The following is a 17,792-nucleotide window of genomic DNA, read 5'->3' as shown; positions in this document are numbered from 1 at the left end:
TTTGGATATAAAGTTAACTGAAGTTATATCCAAAGTTTACAACTGTAACAAGAAGAGCAGAATTGTCGAAATTTATTTTCCTTAAGTTATTTTTAAAATAAAATTGAAAAGATATAAATTAAACCTAGAACAATCAAAGCTGGTCTTAAAAAAGTATGTTTAGTTTTATTAAGAATATAGTGAGTAATAATCACCACAACTATTAACTTTTAACTAAAATAATCTGCTGATTATTAAAAAAATATTAATTTTAATTAGTTGTCCAAATACATATTATTTTTAAAAAGCGTATTTTAAAGTAAAAGAGGAGATACTATGCCAAAAATTATTAAAAATTTAGATGAAATTATACGAAAAAAGACTTTTAGACTATTTTCAGAAAAAGGGTATGATGGAGTAGATATAAAGCTTATTGCAAAAGAATGTGGTATGGCAGTAGGAACATTTTATAATTATTATAGTAGTAAAATGGAATTGTTTATGGATATATTAGATAAGTCATGGAAAGAAACTTTTAAGAAAATAGAAGAAAGTAAAATGGAGAATTTAACTGATAAAGAAAGATTAGAAGTACAAATTGAAATATTATACGATGATATTGAAAATAGAAAAGGCTTAGGTTTTTATATACAACAAAAATATATATTTAATAGCAATAAGGCAAAAGATATGATGAATATAAATGATACAATTATTTGTAATATTAAACAAATATTTGAGCCTTTAACTAAAAAAGCTTGTTTTAACAACATTGAAGATGTAAATGAAAGATTAGGATATACATTAATACTGCAAATTACTAAATGCCTTGCTATGTATCCAGAAAAAAAATGTGAAAATCTTAAATTTATAAAATCTTTAATATTATCCTTAGTAGTATAATATTATATAATAAGTTAATTAAATTACAAGTTTCCTTTTATAGATAAAAGATGTTGTTTTTATGAATAAGTTTAATGTCTATAGGATATAATAAAAATGTAGTGTTAATTGGTAGATGATTAAGTTCATAATCTAGATTAGTTCTTAATGATTTTAGATTTGTCTAAAATTTATATATATAATAGACAATTAAACATATTTAGAAGGGAGTTTGTAATTTATGGGTAAAAAAATGCATAAAGGAGAACAACAAAAACTACTAAAGAAAGCTAGAAATCTTTTAGAACAAGATATGGGCATTACAGAGGTAATGGAGGCTACAGGATTATCACAACAAGATATTCAAAGAGAACAACAAAAAATGAGAAAATAACATAAAAAAAGAACTGCTTTTTAATTAAGGCAGTTTTTTATTTTGCTAAAATTTAGAGTGTTAAATTTCGTAGAAATTTATAGAAAAACTAAATGTAAAGGAATAACAAGTGTATTAAATTATATTTAATAAGCTATAAATAAAAAAGGTATTTTGAAAAGTATATATAATTAAGTTATTATATATACTATAAAAAATTATACATAAATTTTTTATTTAAATTTTATAGGTCATTTAAAGGAGTACATTTATGAAGAAAATAGGTATGAGAAATATAAAAACAGCAGTATCTGTTTTTATTTGCATAGTAATAAGTAGGATTTTTAAATTTTCTTCACCTTTTTATGCGTGTATAGCAGCGGTTATATGCATGCAATCTACTGTAGAAACTTCTTTTGAAGTAGGAAAAAATAGGCTTATAGGGACCACATTTGGAGCTGTATTAGGCGTAGCATTTTCTTATATAATGCCTAATAGTGTAATTCTTACAGCAGTGGGTATTAGTTTGCTTATATACTTATGTGATGTAATTCATAAAAATAAGTCAACAACTATATCATGTATAGTTTTCGTAGCTATTATGACTAATTTAAAAGATAAGTCTCCATTTGAATATGGAGTAAATAGATTTTTAGAAACCGCATTAGGAATAATTATTGCTGTATTAGTTAATAAGTATATTTGTCCATATTATAAGCTAAAAAAAGAGAAGAAGGATAAGTAAAGAACAAATCATTATTATGTGATTTGTTCTTTATTTTTTATAGATATATAAATTTAAGGCTATATGTAGATTCTTTTTATTAATTAATAAAAAATATAGTTAGTAATATAAGGAAACAAGCTGGAATTTAAATTTATTCAATAACTTTAAAATATTTTCATACAAAATGCAGTGTTGAATTCTAGTGATTCGGAGTATGTCTCACTATTTTAGGTATCCAAGTTTTTGAATGGAAAATTTTAGAAGTCAAATTGAAACCCGATTTTATGGTGCAAAATTATTTTACTATAAACTGAAAAGTTGATATTTTATTTAAAGGTCTAGAAAATATACCAAATTTTCACTATAATGAAAATATTTAATTAAAATTTAACGGAAATTATAGACAATAATACTAGTTTCGAGTATTATTAATATTAAGAAAAATGTTAAAAAATAGATAATTTCTATGTTGATGAAGAGGTGTAAATTTTGAAAAAAGATATTGGAAATAAAATAAAAGAACTAAGGTCAGATAAAAAAATGACATTAAGAGAATTAAGTGAGGCTACAGGACTTTCAATAGGTTTTTTGTCACAATTAGAAAGAGGTCTTACTAGTATAGCTACAGATTCGCTTATGAGAATAGCTGAAGCTTTAGATGTGGATTTAAATTATTTTTTTACTAATCCAAAAAGAAAACATAGAGTAGTTTTGAAGAGTTATGAAAAAGAAGTGTCTAAAATAGACAGTTCCATGTTTATAAATTATAACTTGACTACTAATCCTAATGATAAGGCTTTATTACCAAGATTAATAGAAATATTGCCTAATAACATAGAAGACAATTTAACTCAATATAAGCATGAAGGTGAAGAGTTTATATACGTGTTAGAGGGAGTTTTGACATTGTATGTAGATAATGAACAGTATGAGTTATATCCAGGAGATACTGCACATTATAGTTCACAAATAATGCATAACTTTGCTAATCATACAAGTAAGATAGTTAAAATTTTGGAGGTTCTTACGCCAAATCCTTTTAAAGATAAAGAGTAATACTTTAATAAGATATCTATAAATTAGATAAATGGAATGTATATATTTTTTTAGGGAAAATTGTACAAGCAATTCTACAGTGGAGTAGGAAAAATTTTTAGTAAATTTGGAAAATTTCAAAATGTGTAGTGAATAGTATGTATTTGTATAAGTTTGTTTATAAAACTAGAAAAAATATTTTAAAGTTTTATATTTAAATATACTTAAAATATTAGAGTCAATTGTGTATAATAGATTTAATAAAATTTAAAGATAATAATGATAATATAATTAAAAAACACAACAACAATTTTGAAATAGCATATAAAAGGATGGTAAGATAATGAATAAAATAATTGGATTTATTGGCTCAGGAAATATGGGTAAAGCTATGATTGGTGGAATAATCAAATCTAATCTAGTTAAACCAAATCAAGTTATTGTTTCTGATTTAAATGAAAGTAAGTTAGATGAGATAGATAGAGAGTTTGGTGTTAGTACTACAACAAATTCTAATGAAGTAGCAAAGAAAGCAGATATATTATTTTTAGCTATTAAACCTAATGTTTATGATATAGTTATGAAAGAAATTAAACAGGATTTGTCAAAAGATAAAGTTATAGTAACAATAGCAGCTGGAAAAACTATACAAGATATTGAAAATGTATTAGGAGAAGACAAGAAAATAGTAAGGACGATGCCTAATACTCCAGCATTAGTAAATGAAGGAATGTCAGCACTTTGTAGAAATAAAAATATATCAGAAGAAGAATTAAATAATATAAAAGATATATTTAAAAGCTTTGGAAAAGCTGAGGTTGTTGATGAGTACTTAATAGATTCTGTAATAGGTGTTAGTGGTTCATCTCCAGCTTATGTATTTATGTTTATAGAAGCATTAGCAGATGGTGCAGTAATAGGTGGAATGCCTAGGGATAAGGCATATAAATTTGCAGCACAAGCAGTGTTAGGATCTGCTAAAATGGTGTTAGAAACAGGTATGCATCCAGGAATGTTAAAGGATATGGTTTGTTCGCCAGGAGGAACTACAATTGAAGCTGTTAGAAGTCTAGAGAGAAGTGGCTTCAGAGCTTCAGTTATAGAGGCAGTAGTTGATTGCATGAGAAAATCAGAAGAAATGACTAAAAAATAATTATGTAGTTAAAAGCTGTATTAGACTAGAAATATATTTTAATACAGTTTTAATTTTATATTTTATTTGTATTAAGTTTTATAATATTATTTTATTTGTGTTATAAGGTTAAAAAATAATAATACGATTAAATTTATAGTAAATTAAAGTAAAATTTAAGCTTTTTTATAGTAAATATACTATATTATTTTAAAAAATATAAAAAAATATAAAAAAAAACAAAAAATGCTTGCATAACAAAAAAAACTATGATAATATTATTTTTGTCGTCAGGAGCAAAAGTTAAATGATGGACAAGTAAATGTGCGTTTTTAGCTCAGCTGGATAGAGCAACGCCCTTCTAAGGCGTGGGCCAGGGGTTCGAATCCCTTAAAACGCACCATGTATGGTGACCGTAGTTCAGTTGGTAGAGCACCAGGTTGTGGCTCTGGGTGTCGTGGGTTCGAGTCCCATCGGTCACCCCATATATGCGGGAGTGGCTCAGTGGTAGAGCGTCACCTTGCCAAGGTGAACGTCGCGAGTTCGAATCTCGTCTTCCGCTCCAATTTGCGGGTGTAACTCAATGGTAGAGTGCTAGCCTTCCAAGCTAGTTACGAGGGTTCGATTCCCTTCACCCGCTCCAATTATTTTTTGAAGTTACTTGAAAAAATAAGTTAAATATGGTAATATATATATAAATTCATATCGGGGTGTGGCGCAGATGGGAGCGCGCGTGGTTTGGGACCATGAGGTCGCAGGTTCAATCCCTGTCACCCCGACCACTTTTAACACAATTATGCGGGTGTAACTCAATGGTAGAGTGCTAGCCTTCCAAGCTAGTTACGAGGGTTCGATTCCCTTCACCCGCTCCAGAAAAAGATAGCTTAATAGCTATCTTTTTTTGTTGTATAAAATATTTATTATGGTAATTAAATTAAAAAGCAATAATATAAGTTTTTGCATAAGTTTTTATTAAAGTGTAAATCTATAACTATATATCTAATTAAAATATTGTTAATAGAGAGGTGTGAATTAATTGAAAAATATATTTCAGATATATAGAAGAGATTTGAAGATGCTTTTTACAAACTATGTTGCAATTATAATTATTTTAGGATTATGTATTTTACCATCTTTGTATGCATGGTTTAATATTAAAGCTTGCTGGGATCCATATGGAAATACTAAGGGGATTAAAGTAGCTGTTGTAAATAAGGATTCTGGATATAAATTTGATAACATGGATTTAAAATTAGGAGAGGAAATTGTTTCAGAATTAAAAAAAAATCATGATATTGGATGGGTTTTTACAGATCAAAAGGATGCAGATTATGGGGTTAATCATGGAAAATACTATGCAAGTATCATAATTACAGAAACATTTTCAAAAGATATTACTTCATTTTTGGAAAAAAGCCCTAAAAAACCTCAGCTTATATATAATGTTAATGAAAAAATTAATGCAGTAGCACCTAAAATAACAGAAAAGGGTGCATCTAGCTTACAAGAGACAGTATCTAAAAATTTTATTGAGATGGTTAATGGTGTTATATTTGAAAATTTTAATAAAATAGGTGTTGAAATCGAAGGACAAAGACCTACTTTAAAAAAAATAATTAATGTAATTTCTGACTTAAATAATAATATGGATGAAATTGAGACAGTAATAAATGAACTTTATGAGGGATCAATAACTGCCAAGGAATTTATAGATAAAATTACAAGTAATATTCCAATTTTAAAAGAAACTTTGAATTCAGCAATAGAAGTGGGAAATCAGAGTGAAAAGTTTATTCAAAGAGGTAAAGAAGATATAGATACTATAGCTCCATTCGTAAAAGAAAGCTTAATGTTTATAAGAGATAAAGCCAAAGAAATTAATATAATAATAGAAGGAATAGTAGATTCTACAAATGGAGTTGAAGTAACAGATGGACTTAAAAGGATTCGAACATTATTTTATAACATGGATGCAAGGATAACAAACTTAGTAGATACTATAGACAGAATTAACAATGTAGCTAACAATGAATTTTTAGAGCAATTATCGGCACAGTTAAAAAATTTTTCTCAAAGAATTAATGAAAAAATACAAGTAGTGGATCAATTGATTAAAGCTACAAGCGAAGGGCAAACTATTGGTAAGGATGCTTTAGAAGGATTAAAAGATATAAATAATGATATAATTAACTTTTTAGATGGAAAGATAGATTCTTTTGATTCAGAGCTTAAACCAGCATTAGATAATGTTATAAATAAATTAAATACAATAGTAGATAATTCATTGAATTTATTAAATGAAGCAAAGGGAGATATTCCAAAAGTAGAACAAATATTAGAAATAGGAGAAAAAGGCAGTGAATTAGGGATAGAAGGAATAGAAGAACTTAAGAAAAATTTACCTTATATAAGAGAAACTTTATCTAAGATTAATGATAAAACTACTATTTTTCAAGATGAAAAGCTTGTAGATAAAATATTAGAATTACTAAAAATAGATCCTAGTGTTGCTAAAACATTTATATCTACACCAGTGGAGTTAATAGAAAATGATTTATACAAAATTCCTAATTATGGTTCTGCTATGTCTCCATTCTATACAGTTTTAGCAATATGGGTAGGTACATTAATTCTATCTTCTATACTAACTGTGGATGTATATGAATTTGATGATAAGAGAATTTTAAAAAATTATGAGAAATTTTTTGGGAAATATTTATTTTTCCTAACAATAGCACTTATTCAGGGATTAATTGTTGCTATAGGAGATAAGTATTTACTTGGATGTTATATTGTAAATATGAAATTATTTATAATATCTACAATAATATCCTCTGTAGTATTTTCTATGATAGTCTATACTTTAGTTTCTGTTTTTGGTAACGTAGGTAAAGCCATTGGAGTCATATTATTAGTACTTCAGGTTGCAGGGTCTGGAGGGACTTTTCCAATAGAAGTAACACCACCATTTTTCCAAGCTATTAATCCATTTCTACCATTTACATATGCAATAGGAGTTATGAGGGAAGCAGTAGCTGGACCGATAAAGGATAATGTGATTTATGATATAAAAATGTTAATAATATACTTTATAGGTGCAGTATTTATTGGTGTTATTTTGAAAAAACCGTTAGATAATATAACTGAAAAATTTAATAAGAAATTTAAGGAAAGTGGATTGTCTGAATAAAAATAAAGCTGTAAGGTATCTTACAGCTTTATTTTTAAAATTAATTATTTTATTCAATCAATTTTAGTATACAATCATAAGAAAGGGTTTCCTTATCCATTAGTTCGTTAGCTAAAATATTAAGATTATCTATATTGTCTAATAAAAGTGTTTTCGTTTTAAAATATAAAGTATCTATTGTGTCTTTACATTCATCTAACACCATTTTAGCACTAGCATTTTGAATTGATGTTGGCATCTCTGAAAGTCTTAAAAGTCCCAGGGATTTCCCCATACCATATTCAGCTATCATATTGTAAATCATATTACTGCTTTGTTTTAAATCACTATAAGCACCGGTAGTAATATGATTTTCACCAAAAATAAGTTCTTCTGCAGCTCTACCACCTAAAAAAACCATAATTTTTTTTGATAAATACTCTAAATTTTGATAACTTTTATCAGTAGGTAAAGTTAAAGTATATCCACCAGCACCTTTGGTAGTTGGAATAATACTTACTTTTGATACTTTTTCTTCAGGAAGTTCTAACAATGAAATTAAACAATGCCCAGCTTCATGATATGCTGTTATCTTTTTATCTTCATATTTAAAAGATGAAGTATTAATTTTTTCATGTCCAGCAATTATTGTTGAAAAAGCTGTGTCTATATGTGCGTTAGTAATAAAATCACTAGATTCCTTACAAGCAAGTATGGCAGCTTCATTTATTAAATTTTCAATTTTAGCACCGGAAAAATAAGCAGTTTTAATTGCTATATCTTTTATATTTAAATCATTAAAAGGTTTATTTTTAAGATGCAATGAAATAATTTTTTCTCTTGCTGATACATCAGGTAGACCTATCTCAATATGCCTATCAAATCTGCCAGGTCTTAAAAGGGCAGGATCTAATATATCTAATCTATTAGTAGCCGCAATAACAATTATACCTTCATCTTCATTAAATCCAGACATTTCAGTCAATAGAGCATTTAGTGTTTGATCTTTTTCTTCAGAACTACCATTAGTGCTATTACTACGTTTTTTACCAATAGCATCAATTTCATCAATAAAAATAACAGCTTTTTTATGTGCCTTAGCTTTTTTAAATAGGTTACGAACTCTACTAGCACCAACACCTACATAAACTTGAATAAAGTCTGAACCGGATACGGCATAAAATGGAACATTGGCTTCACCAGCTATAGCCTTAGCAAGCAAAGTTTTACCAGTTCCAGGATCTCCATATAAAATTACTCCTTTAGGAACACGAGCACCATATTTTTGATATTTTTCAGGGAATTTAAGGTAATCAACAATATCTTTAACACTTTCTTTAGCTTCTTCATTACCAGCTAAAGAATTAAAATTAAATTTTTCTTTTGCAGTTGAAGATACATCTTCTGTACTTAAAGAAGATATGCCACCTTTTGATTTCTTTTTAGAAATTGTAGAAATAGTTAAATAGCCTATAGAAATTATTAAAAATATAGAAGATATTGTTTGTAACATATATGTATTTGATTTATCTTTTACGGAAACATTTTTGCTAAGTAATGTTTCTCTTAATGTATTGCTATCTGGGTTATCTGTTAAATAGCTTGTCCCATTGTTTAAAAGAACTTCTATCTTAGGAGATGGAACTAAATAAACAGTAGATACGGAATGGTTATTTAAATCATTTAAAAACTCATTATAGGGTTTAAAATCTATTTTTGAACTTTTAAAGCTTATTGCTACCATTATAGAAAAAGATATAAGTATGGTGGCAATTGCTGTAATAAAGTAAATTTTATTCTCATTTTTTTTCACTTATAAAAACCCTCCTTAAAAGTTATTATATTAATCAATAAAAAAAGGCAATCAAGAATTAAAGGAGCTTGATTGCCGAGGTGAATTATAGTAATTAAAGTTTAAAAATATAAATTTTAAAGATGGCTAATATATTTTAAAAAATTATATTATTATATTCACCAATAACTACAAGCTATAATATAATTATATTTGTTTTGAAAACTATGTCTAATTAAAATCATATAAATTGGTAATGTAAGTTATGGAAATATAGTTAATTAATAAATAGTTAAAAATAAGAACCACGAAATATGAAATTCATGGTTCTTATTTTATGTTATGTATTTTATATTATTTAAAATAGATTTTTCCAGCATCCATTTTTTCGATTATTGCTAAAGATTCTACTTTTATATTTTTTTCTTCAAGAACTTTTCTTCCTGGTTGGAATCCTTTTTCTATAACAATACCTACTCCTACAACATTAGCTTCCCCTTGCTTTATAATGTCTATTAAACCTAGTGCTGCACACCCGTTAGCTAAAAAATCATCTATTATTAGGATGTTTTCACCCTTTTTAATGAAATTTTTTGATGCCATAACAGTATAATCTTTTTTCTTTGTAAATGAATGTACCTTACTTGTATATAGTTCGCTATCTATATTTAATGAATCTGTTTTTTTAGCAAAAACTACTGGTACATAGTCAAAATACTGAGCAGCAATTCCGGCTATAGCAATTCCAGATGCTTCTATAGTCAATATCTTATCTATTTTATGATCTTTAAATCTTTCTTTAAATTCTTTTCCAATTTCATTAAAAAATTTTATATCCATTTGGTGATTTAAGAATTTATCTACTTTTAAGATATTTCCTTCTCTAACAACACCTTCAGTTAAAATTTTATTTTTTAAACTTTCCATATTATACCTCCAATAGTAACTTTATAACACTTAAATTAATATATTAAAAAATCCTAGACCAATTGTCTGTCTAGGAATATATTAAATAATCACTTGTAGTTAATTATTTAAATAAAGATATATACGTATATCTTTATTTTATATTCGTAGTCAGGAATTTCAGGCATCCTGGTAGAAACGCTCAAACCTCAATATATATTGATATAATTAAGCATATACGAAACTTATATTTAATTTTAATATGTAAATATATTAAATAAAATTATAACACATATGGATATAGAATTTCAAAAATAACTTTATTTAAATTAAAGAGGGCGTCTTTTAAGATTATATAAAAGACGCCTTTTTCTTAAATAACTTCTATTGTTTTGAATTGTGGATCATAAGTTCTTATAACTGTTGCTGGAATTCCAACAGCGGTACTATTGCTTGGAATTGGTTTTACTACTACAGAGTTAGCTCCAATTTTAGAATTATCACCAATAGTTATAGGACCTAAAATTTTGGCACCACAACCTATAATTACATTGTTGCCTATAGTTGGATGACGTTTGCCACTATGATGACCTGTACCTCCTAAAGTTACGCCGTGATATATTACTACATCTTCACCAACTATAGCTGTTTCTCCTATTACAACACCCATACCATGGTCAATAAAAAGTCTTCTACCAATTTTAGCACCAGGATGGATTTCTATGCCTGTTAAAGATCTGCTAAATTGAGAAATCAGTCTAGCTAGAAAATAAAAGTTATGATTGTATAATTTATTTGAAATCCTATAGAAAAGCAAGGCATATATACATGGATATAAAAATCCTTCTGGAGTGCTTTTAATAGCAGGGTCTTGCTTTTTTATAGTTTTTAAGTCTTCTCTAAGATATTTAAACATTAAAGTCACATCCTTATATTAGTATCTATGAAAAAACATTCATAGAAATATACTTTTCGCCACCATCTGGAGAAATTGCTAAGACTTTGTGATTAGGACCTAATTTTTTTGCTATTTGAATTGCAGCGAAAACATTTGCTCCAGATGAAATTCCAAGGAATAATCCTTCTAATTTAGCTAAATCATTAGCTGTTTTAAAAGCATCTTCATCACTTACAGTTATTATTGAATCTACAATTGATGGATCGAAAAGTTTAGGAATAAAACCAGCACCAATACCCTGTATTTTATGAGGTGATGGTTTTTTACCAGATATTACTGCTGAATTTAAAGGTTCTACTGCAATTATTTCAACAGAGGAATTATATTCTTTTAATTTTTTACCTATACCTGTAATTGTTCCAGAAGTACCTACACCAGCAACAAAGGCAGATAAGTTTGGTAAATCCTCTATTATTTCTAGTGCAGTGCTTTCATAATGCTTTTTAGGATTATTAATATTTTCAAATTGTTGAGGTATAAAATAATTAGGATTTTTACTAGCAAGCTCTAAAGCCTTTTCTATAGCACCATTCATTCCTTTGCTGCCATCAGTAAGAATTAATTCAGCACCATAAGCTTTAATTAATTTTCTTCTTTCTAAACTCATAGTCTCCGGCATAACTAGAGCAACTTTGTATCCTTTAAGACGACCAATCATGGCTAAAGCTATACCAGTATTTCCGCTTGTAGGCTCTAAAATTATAGAGTCAGGGCTTAAAAGTCCTTCCTTTTCAGCAGCTTCTATCATTCCAAGAGCAGCTCTATCTTTAATACTTCCTGCAGGGTTATATTTTTCAAGTTTTACATAAACCTCAGCCATATCCTTTGAAGTTAATGAATTTAATTTTATTATAGGTGTTTTACCTATCATATCTAAAATGTTTTCGTATAACATAATTTACCTCCTAAATTTTTAATAATACATTAAGTTAATAGATTAAAGCTTTAAATCCTTTTATTATAAGTTTTTATTTAATTTATGAATTGCAATTCTATATAAAAAGGGTATAAAAAAACTCCGTCTCTATAAATAAGAGACGAAGATTATATACTCCGTGGTTCCACTCTAATTGGGTAAAAAAACCCCACTTGAAAATCGAATACAAATTTATATTCTATCGCTATAACAGGCGAACCTGGAAATTCATACTATAAGGCATATTTCTATTTGAATAATACCTAGTTTCAGAACTCAGCTCAGAAGGGCACTTCTCATAAACCTATATTAGGAGTATTATATTAAATAATAAACCTTAAAGGATTCTCACCAACACCTTTTCTCTGTGAATTAGTATTTATGATACTTTTCTTCTTCAACGCATTTTAAAATTAATGTTATTATAAAACAATTATAAGTATATAGCAAGTAAGAAAAATGAAAAATTTATTTTAATATTAAATAATACATGAGATATCTATTTTTATATCAAATGATAAACCGGTTAGCTATTGGAAAATTCAATACTATAAATAATAATAAAATTTTTTGAAATTAACTAGAAGTTTTTATTAAATTTAAGTATATTGTTAAGTAGAGAAAGGTATAATGCTTTTTATAATATACTTGTCAATACAGTGACATATAGACGATGTATTGTAAATAAGTATTATATAAAAAATAAGTTCAAATTTAAAACATTAGGAACATATTTAACTCGTTATTAATAAAGTTTTTATATATAAATTTGATAAATGATTATATATTCCTAATAAATAGTTAAAATAGTTGATAATTAAAATATATAATAAAATATTATATTATATTATATATAGTATTTAAGGAGTGAAAAATTGTGATACTAAAAAATCAAATAAAATTCTTACAAAGGTCTTATGAGAATGTTGAAAAATTCAATTTTTACTTAAGTATATCTAATCCTAAGGAAAGTTGTGAAGTAGCCTTAGTATTAAAAAGACATTATCAGTGGGTTTTAAAAAATTCATTTTGTAAAGAGGTTGAAGATAATCAATTAATAAAATTTTTTAATGATTTAGTTAAAGATTTAAGCTATATACCTGCAGCAAAGTTAGAATATGATGATCTTAAAAAACTTGTAACATGTCACTTTTCTTTAGGAGAATTATACATACAAAAAAATAATAGAAGTTTTGCACAAGAGCATTTTGAAAAAGTTATAGAAGTACTTTCAGTTATCACTAAAGAACAAAGTAGACTATTTAATATGGTTCAAGATAATAGTGATATTACTATATTTGAATTATCTATGTGGGCAAGAAAAAACTTGGGGGATATATGTAGCGATGTAGAAAAATCTTTGGATCTTTATGAACAAATTGTAAGTGATAGAGAATTTTTATTCCTAGAAAAAAATAAATGTATATATTATGCAGCTAAAACAATAAGTGATGTGGATAAAGCTTATGAGGCAGCAATAAATGTATTAAAAGTTATACCATATTATGAGAACGTAGATAAAGATGTAGTAGTATTTTTAAAAGATAAAGAAAGCTATATAAAATCTTTAGAGATTTGTTATAATCAATATTTAAAAACTAAGGATAAATATTTTATAGATATTGCATCCCAATGTTGTAAAGAAACTAAAAATTTTACAATGGAATATCTTCAAAAGGTAATAGAAATTTTAAATGAAACATTATATTCATTAGATTTTAAACAATGGAAATTACTTTCTAAAACATTATATGATGGAATAAAAAATGATGATATTTTATTTGAGGGATTTGTAAAATACTTAAATAACATGCTAATAAAAATAAGTTATAAAAATGGGGACTATAAGTATTTTGATGTTTGTATAGATATTTTAAGAGAAGTTTATGATGATATAGATAGTAAAAAGTACAATAACAAATTAGTTAGAGATTTAGAAGAAAATATAATATTTTATTTCATGGTTGCTGCTTTTAATAATGGATTCTATGATGAAAGTATTGAGTGCTCAACAAAATTATTATCAATAAATGAAATACACAAGATAGATTTTGATGTGAATATAATAAATGAAGTACTTAGAATTAGTGTAAATAAACTAACAGGAACTAAAAATACATTGGAAAGTTATCCATGGAGTGATTTAGTTGGTAAGTTAAAGGATATTAGTAAAAAGTGTAATAGGGAAACTGATATAGAATATAATGAACAATGTAGAATTATGGGAAGAGGAATAAAGGTATTAGAAATATTACCTAAATATATAAATGAAGAAAGTATTTTAGATAAATTAATTGAAGAGAATGGTGAATTTAAAGAAAAAGTAGATAAAGAAGAGTATGTAATTTTAGAAAGTAGTCAAAGAAATTTAGATTTAGCAGATATATCTGTTGTAATGTTAAAAACTAGCAGTGGAGATTTAAAACAAGATATATTAAACTCAGTAGAAATATATAAAAAGAAAAATTTAAATAAAGTTTTATTTGTTATAAAAGGGGTAGAACATTTTACTAAAAAAGATATTGAAGAGTTTAATAGCTGGCTGGAAAAAACAGGATTTAATATAAATATTTCAATCTATAATGGTAAAAATTATAATGATGTACTTGAAAAAATACAAGTATTACATCCTAATAATATAACTATGTATAGATATAATGAATTTTATAATAACCTGTCTAAAGAATTGAATTATATAAATCAAGAGTGTGAAGATGAATTCCTGAAAAAAGGTTTAGAAGTTCAACTTATGGAAGAAGCTAGCTTTAAGTATAAAGAGTTTGATGATGAAGTAAAATCTAATATAGAAAACTTTAAAGATAGGGTAACTCAAGATACTAATTTATTGCAGGAATATATTAATACAAAAATAAATACTATTGTTCCAGCAGTAATAGAAGAAAATGTTAAAGTGGTTGACGAATTAAAAGAAAGTAAAAACATTAGAGAAGAAGCTAGAAACAAAGTTTCAGAAGAGATTTTAATATGGTATAAAGAGAATATGAATAAGCTTATGAAAAGTCAATTTGATATATTCTTAAGTAAATATGAAAAGATATATTTTAATGAGTTAGAAGTTATAAGAAATATAAATAATAATACTAACAAGGTTATACCAATATCAGAAGAATTTGCTAAGGAATTTAAAGAAATTAAGTTTATAGAAAATCATAAATTAAAAGAAAAAATTTCTATGTGTTATGAGGATTATATAAATAGTTTAGATGATGAAATAAGTTTATTCCCTAAAAAGAATGTTTTGAAGAATTTAACATCTGGTTTATCTACTATATTTTCAAAGCAGAATGAAAAAGATGGTGGTAAATATGAAACTATAAAAAGAGAAATTATAGAAGATTCTATAATAGTGTGTGATAATTTATACTCTGCTATATTTAGTTCAGTAGAAGAATTAACTTTAAAATTACATTTGGAAATAGAAAATGTATATAAAGAATTATTAGAGGCACTAGCTCAATATAAATTATTATCAAATAAAATTTTAGAAATTAAAAAAATAGAAAGAACAGAATTAAAAAATAGAAATAATGAAATAAGCAAAAATATAGAGTTTGTTAATGTTCAACTTGAAAAATATAAGAAACAAATTCTTCAGGGATTAGTTTATAATAAGGGATTTGTTTATAAAGCATAATAAAAGTAGTAGAAGGTGTTTATTTTTTACACCTTCTACTACTTTTATTAATTAGAATTTATTAGACATTAATTTATTTACAAATATAGCTAAGAGATTAAGATTTTCTTTTCTTGAACTATGTGAATTTGTTATAAGCTCGTTAATATAATCTAAAATAGCCTTAACAAAGGTAGTACTATAAAGATAGTTAACAATATCCTTTGGGTTGTGTTCAAAAGAGTTGATTATATGAGCAATAGAGTTTATTACATAGTCATTTTGCTTTTTTAATAAATCTAAATTTATAGATTCAGTATTGAAAATTTTTCTAGAACACATATCATCGTACAGTATTTCTATAAGATTACCTATTCTTAAGTTAGCATCAAGTGAATTTAATTTTTTGATTCTATTAAAAGTATAATTCCAACTATCTTCTAGCAATTTCATGTAAATTTTACTTTTGTTAGGAAAGTAATTAAAAATTGTACCAATTGGAAGATTGCATTTTTTTGCAATAAGTTTCATATCAACTTTTTCATAACCTCTTTGAATAAACAAATCTTTTGCACAATTAATTATACTACTTTCAATATCTTTATTATTGATATTGGGCACTGTCAAACCACCTCATAAATTATTATTTACTTGTACAAAATGTACAATTTAAAAAGTATATAATAATGATTATAGGTTTGGACAAAAGAGTTTGTCAACCTAAATAAAATATACAATAAATACTGAGTTATATTTAAAATTGAATAAATTTTGAATATATAAAACATAATATTCACAAGAGGTGATATTTATGAATAAAAATCAATCAAAAAATGAAAATTTAACTGTTCAAAAAGTAAGAAAAAATTCTGAAGGTGATATAACTGATGTTATGCTATCTAATGGAGAGGCTTATCCTATAAAACAAGCAATAGACATGACCAAAAATGGAATGATAAATGGTGTTAATGTGGGAAAAGCTAAGAATGGAAGAGAGTTCATAAAAAGTAATCCTAATGGAACAGAAGAAGATAATTTAAGCAATAAACCAATATTTTAAATACATATATTTGTTAATATAAAAAAAGAAAAGGTGTACTATAGATTCATTCCCATATTATCTGTTTGACAGATAGCGATTTAATTTATAGCACACCTTTTTATTAATTTTTTAATTTATAGTTAGCGTTAGTAACATTAAAATTGTCTTTAAGTCCATCACTTAAATATATTTCATTATCTTTAGTTATAAAAATAGCATCTATATTTTCTAAAGAATTTATGAATTTTAATCCTTCATCACAGCCAAGGGCAAATGTAGTGGTAGATAATGCATCACCATCAACAGACTTATCACTAATTATAGTTACACCTAAAAGATCATTTTCATAAGGGTAACCAGTTTTAGGGTTAAGTATATGATGATATTTTTTTCCGTTTTCCTCAAAAAAACGTTCATATACACCAGAAGTAACTATGGATTTATCATTAACTAATAAATTTCCTACAGTACTATTTGAGTCATTAGGATCTTGTATACCTATTCGCCACTTATTACCATCTTCTTTATTTCCTAAGATATATAAATTACCACCAAGGTTAATCATAGCACTATTAACATTGTGCTTTTTTAATATGTCAGTAAGTGCATCTGCAGCATATCCTTTGGCAATACCACCTAAATCAATAATCATATTAGGGTTTTTAAGAAAAACAGTTTTATTGCTATCATCCAAAATAACATTTTTATAGTTTATAAAAGATTTTTTTTCATTAATTTCTGTATCGCTAGGAAGGCGAGCAGAATCAGTTCCTATGCCCCAAAGTTTAACAATAGGACCAATAGTTATATCAAAGTTTCCATTAGATAAAGAACTATAGCTTATTCCACTTTTTATAATATTATATGTATCATTGCTTACTGAAACTGCTGATTTCCCAGACATATTATTAACTTTATCAAGTTCTGTATTTTCTTTATTTATACTAACTAAATTTTCTAAATCAGTAAGTTTATTAAAACATTCATCTAATATAGAACTATCTTTTGAATCAAAAATTTGAACTGTACATACAGTACCCATAATAAGTTCAGTTCTTGAAAGTGGTTCTGATGGCGTTTTTGAACAACCAACTAAAAATAGTATAGATAAAATAACAAAAGTAAAAGAATATTTTTTAAGTTTATTCATATTTTATCCTCCGTTTAATGTATAGAATATAAGTAAATAAAAGTACATTTTTTTATATTATATCATAAAAAAGCTTTAGGATTTTAACCTAAAGCTT

Annotated in this window: 14 protein-coding genes, 6 tRNA genes and 1 riboswitch; of the genes, 14 read left to right on the top strand and 6 right to left on the bottom strand. The window is 26.0% G+C overall.

What is annotated here, in order from left to right:
• Positions 1–315: 315 nt before the first annotated feature.
• From KQI36_RS04095 to KQI36_RS04040, 12 genes are all read left to right on the top strand, one after another.
• Complete coding sequence (locus KQI36_RS04095) at positions 316–882, top strand: TetR/AcrR family transcriptional regulator (protein ID WP_216449700.1); 567 nt, start codon at positions 316–318, stop codon at positions 880–882.
• A gap of 220 nt (positions 883–1,102) precedes the next feature.
• Positions 1,103–1,255 carry a hypothetical protein gene (locus KQI36_RS04090; protein WP_010293208.1) on the top strand — a complete coding sequence of 51 codons (153 nt, stop codon included), beginning with the start codon at positions 1,103–1,105 and terminating at the stop codon, positions 1,253–1,255.
• Positions 1,256–1,505: 250 nt separating this feature from the next.
• On the top strand, positions 1,506–1,979 hold the full coding sequence (locus KQI36_RS04085; protein ID WP_216449699.1) for an FUSC family protein: 474 nt from the start codon (positions 1,506–1,508) through the stop codon (positions 1,977–1,979).
• 471 nt (positions 1,980–2,450) lie between these two features.
• On the top strand, positions 2,451–3,017 hold the full coding sequence (locus KQI36_RS04080; protein WP_216449698.1) for a helix-turn-helix domain-containing protein: 567 nt from the start codon (positions 2,451–2,453) through the stop codon (positions 3,015–3,017).
• Between the two features lie 322 nt (positions 3,018–3,339).
• Complete coding sequence (proC, locus tag KQI36_RS04075; RefSeq protein ID WP_216449697.1) at positions 3,340–4,149, top strand: pyrroline-5-carboxylate reductase; 810 nt, start codon at positions 3,340–3,342, stop codon at positions 4,147–4,149.
• Positions 4,150–4,454: 305 nt separating this feature from the next.
• Positions 4,455–4,531, top strand: a tRNA-Arg gene (locus KQI36_RS04070).
• A 6-nt stretch (positions 4,532–4,537) separates the two neighbouring features.
• Positions 4,538–4,613 (top strand) — tRNA-His (locus KQI36_RS04065).
• Between the two features lie 5 nt (positions 4,614–4,618).
• Positions 4,619–4,693, top strand: a tRNA-Gly gene (locus tag KQI36_RS04060).
• Between the two features lie 4 nt (positions 4,694–4,697).
• Positions 4,698–4,771: transfer RNA gene (locus tag KQI36_RS04055), tRNA-Gly, on the top strand.
• Positions 4,772–4,834: 63 nt separating this feature from the next.
• Positions 4,835–4,910: transfer RNA gene (locus KQI36_RS04050), tRNA-Pro, on the top strand.
• 16 nt (positions 4,911–4,926) lie between these two features.
• Positions 4,927–5,000 (top strand) — tRNA-Gly (locus KQI36_RS04045).
• 164 nt (positions 5,001–5,164) lie between these two features.
• On the top strand, positions 5,165–7,318 hold the full coding sequence (locus KQI36_RS04040; RefSeq protein ID WP_216449696.1) for a YhgE/Pip domain-containing protein: 2,154 nt from the start codon (positions 5,165–5,167) through the stop codon (positions 7,316–7,318).
• 49 nt (positions 7,319–7,367) lie between these two features.
• On the opposite strand, the gene KQI36_RS04035 is transcribed toward KQI36_RS04040, so the two are convergent.
• The 4 genes from KQI36_RS04035 to cysK all read right to left on the bottom strand — a co-directional run bounded on the left by KQI36_RS04035 (position 7,368) and on the right by cysK (position 11,848).
• Entirely contained in the window at positions 7,368–9,110 is a 1,743-nt protein-coding gene (locus KQI36_RS04035; protein WP_216449695.1) for an ATP-dependent metallopeptidase FtsH/Yme1/Tma family protein, read from the bottom strand.
• 333 nt (positions 9,111–9,443) lie between these two features.
• A complete protein-coding gene (locus tag KQI36_RS04030) occupies positions 9,444–10,016 on the bottom strand; it encodes a xanthine phosphoribosyltransferase (protein ID WP_216449694.1) in 573 nt (190 codons plus the stop codon).
• Positions 10,017–10,143: 127 nt separating this feature from the next.
• Positions 10,144–10,257, bottom strand: a riboswitch (purine riboswitch).
• A 111-nt stretch (positions 10,258–10,368) separates the two neighbouring features.
• Positions 10,369–10,911 carry a serine O-acetyltransferase EpsC gene (gene epsC / locus KQI36_RS04025; protein ID WP_010293201.1) on the bottom strand — a complete coding sequence of 181 codons (543 nt, stop codon included), beginning with the start codon at positions 10,909–10,911 and terminating at the stop codon, positions 10,369–10,371.
• A gap of 25 nt (positions 10,912–10,936) precedes the next feature.
• Positions 10,937–11,848, bottom strand: coding sequence for a cysteine synthase A (gene cysK / locus KQI36_RS04020; protein WP_216449693.1), 912 nt, complete (start codon positions 11,846–11,848; stop codon positions 10,937–10,939).
• A gap of 898 nt (positions 11,849–12,746) precedes the next feature.
• On the opposite strand from cysK, the gene KQI36_RS04015 reads away from it, so the two are divergent.
• A complete protein-coding gene (locus tag KQI36_RS04015; RefSeq protein WP_216449692.1) occupies positions 12,747–15,524 on the top strand; it encodes a hypothetical protein in 2,778 nt (925 codons plus the stop codon).
• A gap of 51 nt (positions 15,525–15,575) precedes the next feature.
• Here the strand turns inward: KQI36_RS04015 and KQI36_RS04010 are convergent, their stop codons facing one another.
• Positions 15,576–16,124: a TetR/AcrR family transcriptional regulator gene (locus KQI36_RS04010; protein ID WP_216449691.1), complete on the bottom strand. Its 549-nt coding sequence runs from the start codon at positions 16,122–16,124 to the stop codon at positions 15,576–15,578.
• Between the two features lie 190 nt (positions 16,125–16,314).
• Between KQI36_RS04010 and KQI36_RS04005 the strand changes: the two genes are divergently transcribed.
• The gene (locus KQI36_RS04005) at positions 16,315–16,563 is read left to right on the top strand and encodes a DUF3892 domain-containing protein (RefSeq protein ID WP_010293192.1); all 249 of its coding nucleotides are present in this window, start codon (positions 16,315–16,317) and stop codon (positions 16,561–16,563) included.
• A 103-nt stretch (positions 16,564–16,666) separates the two neighbouring features.
• Here KQI36_RS04005 and KQI36_RS04000 read toward each other — a convergent pair whose 3' ends face one another.
• On the bottom strand, positions 16,667–17,695 hold the full coding sequence (locus KQI36_RS04000; protein ID WP_216449690.1) for an FAD:protein FMN transferase: 1,029 nt from the start codon (positions 17,693–17,695) through the stop codon (positions 16,667–16,669).
• Positions 17,696–17,792 lie beyond the last annotated feature (97 nt).

This window comes from Clostridium senegalense, from assembly GCF_018916625.1.
GTDB classification, from domain to species: Bacteria; Bacillota; Clostridia; order Clostridiales; family Clostridiaceae; genus Clostridium_J; species Clostridium_J senegalense.
The sequence above is the reverse complement of the archived record's forward strand: the minus strand, read 5'-3'. Positions and strand labels throughout refer to the sequence as shown.

What these genes read in the sequence shown, in the direction of transcription:
- KQI36_RS04095 (WP_216449700.1), top strand. Translation starts at nt 316, where the DNA reads ATGCCAAAAATTATTAAAAATTTAGATGAAATTATACGAAAAAAGACT.
- KQI36_RS04090 (WP_010293208.1), top strand. Translation starts at nt 1,103, where the DNA reads ATGGGTAAAAAAATGCATAAAGGAGAACAACAAAAACTACTAAAGAAA.
- KQI36_RS04085 (WP_216449699.1), top strand. Translation starts at nt 1,506, where the DNA reads ATGAAGAAAATAGGTATGAGAAATATAAAAACAGCAGTATCTGTTTTT.
- proC (WP_216449697.1), top strand. Translation starts at nt 3,340, where the DNA reads ATGAATAAAATAATTGGATTTATTGGCTCAGGAAATATGGGTAAAGCT.
- KQI36_RS04030 (WP_216449694.1), bottom strand. Translation starts at nt 10,016, where the DNA reads ATGGAAAGTTTAAAAAATAAAATTTTAACTGAAGGTGTTGTTAGAGAA.
- epsC (WP_010293201.1), bottom strand. Translation starts at nt 10,911, where the DNA reads ATGTTTAAATATCTTAGAGAAGACTTAAAAACTATAAAAAAGCAAGAC.
- cysK (WP_216449693.1), bottom strand. Translation starts at nt 11,848, where the DNA reads ATGTTATACGAAAACATTTTAGATATGATAGGTAAAACACCTATAATA.
- KQI36_RS04005 (WP_010293192.1), top strand. Translation starts at nt 16,315, where the DNA reads ATGAATAAAAATCAATCAAAAAATGAAAATTTAACTGTTCAAAAAGTA.
- KQI36_RS04000 (WP_216449690.1), bottom strand. Translation starts at nt 17,695, where the DNA reads ATGAATAAACTTAAAAAATATTCTTTTACTTTTGTTATTTTATCTATA.